Here is a 6,444-nt window from a genome sequence, read left to right as displayed (position 1 = left end):
TAAGAATACTATTTGTTCTGCAACAAAAACAAGACAACAAGCAGCTAAAGAATTATCTGTTGATGTAGACTGTATGATAGTTATAGGTGGAAAACATAGTTCTAATACACAAAAGCTAGTAAATATATGTAAAGAACAAGTACCTACTTTTGCAATAGAAACTAAAGAAGATTTAGATATAGATAAATTAAACAAATTCAATTTAATAGGAGTTACAGCAGGAGCTTCTACACCTGATTGGATAATTGAAGATGTAATAAGTTTTATAGAATCATTATAATTTATCTAAACTAGCATAATATATAATACGATAATATATAATAAAGACATGAGTTTTATTTAATTCATGTCTTTTGTTTTAAGTTATTTTATTAAGGGTGGATGATATTATATGATTAAGAAGAAAATAAAAAATGTATATAGAATGTTAATGTATGCATATACAAAAGATATAAATATAAAATGCACTAATGTAAAGTATGGAAGTGATAAAAAACAATACTATAAGGTATATAAACAAAATAGTAATAAACCAACTATATTTTTTATTCACGGAGGAGGTTGGTGGCAAGGTAGTCCATCTTTATATAGTGGAGTTGGGAAATATTTTTTTAAACATGGATATACAGTAGTATTGGTTGGATATAGATTAGTACCACATTATAGATATCCTATTCAAATAGAAGATGTATTTAAAGCTCTTAGACATTATATAAAAAATAATGATACTAATAATGGTATAGTAGTTGGAGGTTATTCAGCTGGTGCAGAAATATCATCTCACTTAGCTTTTGATACAAAAATGCAAAATGATTATAAAATAAATACATCTATTTTAAAAGGTTTTATATCCATATCTGGAGTTTTAAATTTTAATAAATGTAATTCAAATAGATCTAAAAGGTTAATAAAAAGGTATATATATAAAAGTAATACTGATACTTGTAATCCTATAAATCTAATAAATAAAAACTCTACTATAAGTACTCTTTGTATACATGGTGATAGTGATACACTAATAGATATAGAAAACTCAAAATCCTTTATAAATAATTTAAAGAAGGTAAACAATAATTCTTATTTAAAAATAATAAAAGGTGCTGAGCATGAAGATACAATAGATATAGTAAGAGGAAAGGGTAATGAATATTCAAAATATGTTTTTGAATTTTTAGAAAAAATCGTTCAAAGTGAGGTGAACTAATGCCTATTACTAATAAAAGACATTTTATAGATAACATAAAAGTAGTACTTATATTTCTAGTTGTATTTGGTCACTTAATAGAGCGATACATAGACACTAGTGACACATTAATGGCTATATATATGTTTATATATATTTTTCATATGCCTTTGTTTATTTATATCTCTGGATACTTATCTAAAAATGTAAATAAGAGTAAGAAAATTTTTCTAAAGGATTTATTAATACCATATATTTTCCTAAATATTATATGGTATTCACTAGCATATATATATACTGGGGATATTAATTTACCTATAATATATCCAGGATGGACTTTATGGTTTTTACTGAGTTTATTTTTTTGGAGAAGTTCACTTAAATACCTAATAAAAATTAAATATATACTGCCTATTAGCTTTATATTAGGTATTTTAATTGGACTTATACCAAATGGATCTATACTATCATTTTCAAGAACCATAGTTTTTTTACCTTTCTTTTTATTAGGATATTATACAGATATAGAAAAGATAAAATATATATTTGATAAGGTTAACATAGGTATATGTATTTTAGGAATACTTATATTTATAATTGTTTCATTTTTTATAGCTAATAAAGATATTTTAGATTATCGATTTTTATATGGATCTCATTCCTATAAAGAGCTTGGTATCAGTATTTATATAGGCATAATCTCTAGAATATTACTTTATATTAGCAGTATATTATTAAGCTTATTTGTATCATATATAATACCAACTAGCAAAACATTTTTTACTCATATTGGAAAATCAACTATGTATATATATGCTTTTCACACTTATATTATACTTATAATATTCTATCTTATACCTTCATGGAATAAAAGTCTTCTTACAAATTTAATAATTATAATTAGTCCATTATTAGTTACATATATACTTTCATGTAAATTTTTTGAGAAAACTTATAATATGGTACTCAATCCTATATGTAAACTAATAAAATAAAAGAGAGTATAGCATACTCTCTTTTATTTATATCAGAATTTTAACTTATCATTTAGCTAATAATATAAAGGGTGATAAATATGTATATATTAAATTTAAAAACTGCCGAAATAATAGATCATTTTAGAGAAGACTTTTATAGTAAAGTTTATCCATATCTTATTTTAAGTACAGCTTGTGAACTAAAATTACTTAAAGATATTTTAGATATAGATGAAATAACATTTAATGATTGCCTTGAATTTGATGAAAATATAAAACTTGATTTATTTGATAACTATGACTTTTTAAGTCTTAATACATGTGAACTTAGTGGTAATGAAGCTAAAATTGAAGAAGTAAATATGTACTTATCAGATAACTTTATATTAGTTATATGTGAAAAGGATAATTTCTTATATGATTATGTAAAAAGTATGATTCTTAATAATTCAAAGATTCAAAAGCATTATAATCCTAGTAATCTTTTTAAAATAAGTTATCTTATAATAAAAAATATTATTATACATGAATTTGAAAATTTAGAAAAAGTAGAAGATATGATATTAGATTTAGAAGATGAAATTATGGAAGGTACAGATGATGAACATATTCTAAAAATAAATTATATAAGAAGTCTAACTAGAATCTTAGTAAAAAACACAAGACCTCTTTTATATTTAGGTGATAGAATACTAAAAGATAATTTTAGATATCTTAAATATAATGATATGAAAAGGTCCAATTTAGATAATTTACAAAGTATAGATTTTGGTATTGATAAATTATATAATTTTGCACTTTCAACTAGAGAATTAGCTGATAAATTACTAGATATATATTCCTCTAAAGTTGCTGAACAGACTAATGACATAATAACAAAGCTTACACTTTTAACAGCTATCTCAGCTCCACTTACTATAATTACAGGTATATACGGTATGAACTTTAAATTTATGCCTGAACTCAACTTATATTACGGGTATCCTTTAACTATAGGAATTATGTTTATTATAGTATTGTGCGGAATTATATTATTTAAAATAAAAAAATTATTATAAAGTAAGAGCAATTATATATTTTTGCAAAACAATATCTACTTTATTTTTTTAAGTCAGTTCATTTAGAAAAATGGCATTTTACTTTATTTTTTAAAGTAAAATATACTTTAAAATTATAAAATAAGGTAAAGTGCTATTTTTTAAATAAAATCATCCTTTTATAGTATAAAATACAGTTAAAACCCAAGAAAAGGAGATACTTTATGGAGAAATTATACTATATTGATCAATATATAAAAGAGTTTACAGCTGAAATCGTGGAAGTTTTAGAAGTAAACAACCAATTTCATGTATTACTTGATAAAACAGCATTCTTCCCTGGTGGCGGAGGGCAATTTTGTGATTTAGGAAAAATAGATGTCCATCCAGTTATAGATGTTTATGAAAAAGAAAATAAAGTTTATCATGTTTTAGAAAAAAAGCCTATAAAAATACATAAAGTTAAGTGTGAGATAGATTGGAGTAGAAGAGAAGACGGTATGCATCAACACTTTGCTCAACATGTATTATCTGGATGCTTTTACACCCTATTTAAATTAAATACAGTTTCTTTTCATTTAGGAAAAGAGTCTAGTACAGTCGATATACAAGGAATATTAACTGAAGATCAAATAAGAAAAGCAGAGCAATTTGCTAATGAAATGATATCTAATGATATAAAACTTGAAGTATTAACTCCATCTAAAAAAGATTTAAAAAAGATATGGATAAGAAGGGACTTACCAGATACTACTAATGAAATAAGAATAGTAAAAATTGGAGATTTAGATTCTAATGCTTGTTGTGGTGTTCATCCAAAATCTACATTAGATTTAAGATTAATAAAGATAAAAAGATGGGAAAAGAATAGAGGAAACACTAGAATAGAATTTTTTGCTGGAAAAAGAGCAATAGACTATATACTAAAAAGAGATTTAATTCTAAATGACATTTGTAAGTATTTAAAATCTGGAGAAGAAGAGGTTATTAAAGGAATAGCTAATATAAATGATAAAGTTCAAGAAATTTCAAATGAAAATAAAAAGTTAGAAGCTATTGTATCAGATTACGAAATAAAAGATATGATAAATAAAAGTACTAAAATAAATAATATCTGTATCATAAAAAACATATATACTGATAAATCTATGAAGTACATATCTAAGGTTGCATCTAAAATAACAGAAAACGATAACTTTATAGCTTTACTAGCTTTAATAAATGATGATAAGGCAAACTTAGTATATGCATCATCTAAAAATTTAGATGTTAAGGTTAATGATTTATTAAAGGATTCAATAAAGTTAATTGATGGCAATGGTGGAGGAACACCTTTTATGGCTCAAGGTGGAGGTAAAAATAACGGGAATATAGAAAATACATTAAATTACGCACTTAGTAAATTAGAAAAGTCTATAGGATAAAATAAAAATGAAGCTAAGATTAAATAATTAGCTTCATTTTTGAGCAAGGATATATCGTTGTCGAAATGAAGTGTTTCGCCGACACGTCGCTCAAGCGAAACGATTTTTTTATTATCACTATTAAATTAACTATTATAACTTTTAATATACTATAAAATCAATTAATTATTAATTAGCCTTATCTTTTTTCTCATAAAAATAACCGTATCTTTTTTAAGTCAAATGATATAATCTTTAATTAATTTATATTAACATAACAATTCATATAATTTATTTTACTAAATTAATCCACTATAAATATACTTATAAAGAGTAATAGCCAAAAATGTTTACATAATTTAATTATTTTAAAATTATAAATCTGTTTTTTATTATAATCACAGTAAAACGCATTTAATTCGATTTTAAGCATTTTCGTTGTTTTTCTGATACATTATATTAAAAACTTTTTTTAACTTCTTAAAATCGAATATAATACTTTGGATTTTTAACATATTTTTATAAATTAAAACAAAGTATTAAAACTATAAATATAAAAAGAGTAGGTAATTTATAATAAGAAATCATAAGATTAAATTACATAAGCATTAACAATTGCTTATTATCTATAAGAATATATAGAAGCTAAAATATCATTTTATAAAAAAGTAAATTTTAATTGAACACTATTTTAATTTCTTTAATTAAATAAACACAATTTAAATTAATATATTTTATAAATATTTTAAAAACTCAAAAACTAATTTCTTTTACGTTATAAATCCTACTATAGATATAGTAAATTGATTTTGTTTGTATTTATTTGTATAAATAAACTAATTTTCACATGAAAATTATAAATTTCAGCTTAGTTTTATTAAAATCGATTATAAGAGGTTTAATAAGATTTTAATACTTTTAGTCTATAAATAAAATAAGAACCCTTTAAAATCGAATTTAAAAGGTCTTTATTTTTCACTTTTATCCTAAGTTAAATAAAACTTCTGATATTTTATCACTAGCTTCAGAATCCATTTCTTTTAATGTATGAGCGTATATATTAAGAGTAGTATTGACGTTTGAATGTCCAACCCTTTCTGAAATTACTTTAATTGGTACTTTTGAATTTATAAGCAACGTAACATGAGAGTGTCTAAGATCATGAAATCTTATATGATCTAAATCATTATCCTTAAGAAATCTATTAAATTTCTTACTTAATACATCCTGAGCTATAGGATTTTCATTTTTATCAAAAAATAATAAATTTAAGTTATTCTTTATTTTACCCTTTAGTTTATCCTCTAACTGATTTCTTTTATGTTCTCTCAATAAATTTATTATTTCTTTAGGCGCTGATATTGTTCTTTCGGAACTTTCTGTTTTAGGGCTTTTTAAAATTACAGTATTATTATCTCTAACAGTTATTTTATTTATGGTTATTGTATTTTCTATAAAATCTATACTATCCCAAGTTAATCCTAAAACTTCCGAGATTCTAAGCCCCAATCCACTAGCCAAATAAATCTGTAACTCTAATGAACTTCCTTTACAAACTTGAAGAAGCTTAACCATATCAGTTTTATTGTATATATTATTTTTAAACTTTTTTACTTTTGGAAGTTCTATACATTCAACTATATTTTCTCTTATTAATCTTAATCTATAAGCTTTTTTTAATGCCAAGTTTAAAATGTTTATATGTATCTTTATAGTTTGAGGAGCTAAGATACCTACTAAATCATCAATATAGTTTTGTAAATGTATAGGCTTTAATTCTTCTAATTTATATTTTCCTAACATAGCTATTATATATTTTTTACATATTGTAAGGTAACAATTAT

General features: G+C 23.1%; 5 protein-coding genes and 1 pseudogene. 5 read left to right on the top strand and 1 reads right to left on the bottom strand.

The window, feature by feature from the left end:
• From Q5F54_RS09460 to Q5F54_RS09445, 5 genes and pseudogenes are all read left to right on the top strand, one after another.
• Positions 1–280: pseudogene (locus Q5F54_RS09460) on the top strand (4-hydroxy-3-methylbut-2-enyl diphosphate reductase); the annotation flags it as partial.
• 111 nt (positions 281–391) lie between these two features.
• The gene (locus tag Q5F54_RS09455; protein WP_302334309.1) at positions 392–1,204 is read left to right on the top strand and encodes an alpha/beta hydrolase; all 813 of its coding nucleotides are present in this window, start codon (positions 392–394) and stop codon (positions 1,202–1,204) included.
• Positions 1,204–2,178 carry an acyltransferase family protein gene (locus tag Q5F54_RS13250; protein ID WP_369124055.1) on the top strand — a complete coding sequence of 325 codons (975 nt, stop codon included), beginning with the start codon at positions 1,204–1,206 and terminating at the stop codon, positions 2,176–2,178. The genes Q5F54_RS09455 and Q5F54_RS13250 overlap by 1 nt, the downstream gene beginning before the upstream one ends.
• A gap of 80 nt (positions 2,179–2,258) precedes the next feature.
• Entirely contained in the window at positions 2,259–3,218 is a 960-nt protein-coding gene (locus Q5F54_RS09450; protein ID WP_288526388.1) for a magnesium transporter CorA family protein, read from the top strand.
• A 203-nt stretch (positions 3,219–3,421) separates the two neighbouring features.
• Complete coding sequence (locus Q5F54_RS09445; RefSeq protein ID WP_288526387.1) at positions 3,422–4,621, top strand: DHHA1 domain-containing protein; 1,200 nt, start codon at positions 3,422–3,424, stop codon at positions 4,619–4,621.
• Between the two features lie 960 nt (positions 4,622–5,581).
• Here Q5F54_RS09445 and Q5F54_RS09440 read toward each other — a convergent pair.
• A partial coding sequence (locus Q5F54_RS09440) for a site-specific integrase (RefSeq protein WP_302334308.1) occupies positions 5,582–6,444 on the bottom strand: 863 nt, incomplete at its 5' end.

It is taken from the genome of uncultured Romboutsia sp., assembly GCF_958366745.1.
Lineage (GTDB): Bacteria > Bacillota > Clostridia > Peptostreptococcales > Peptostreptococcaceae > Romboutsia > Romboutsia timonensis.
The sequence above is the reverse complement of the archived record's forward strand: the minus strand, read 5'-3'. Positions and strand labels throughout refer to the sequence as shown.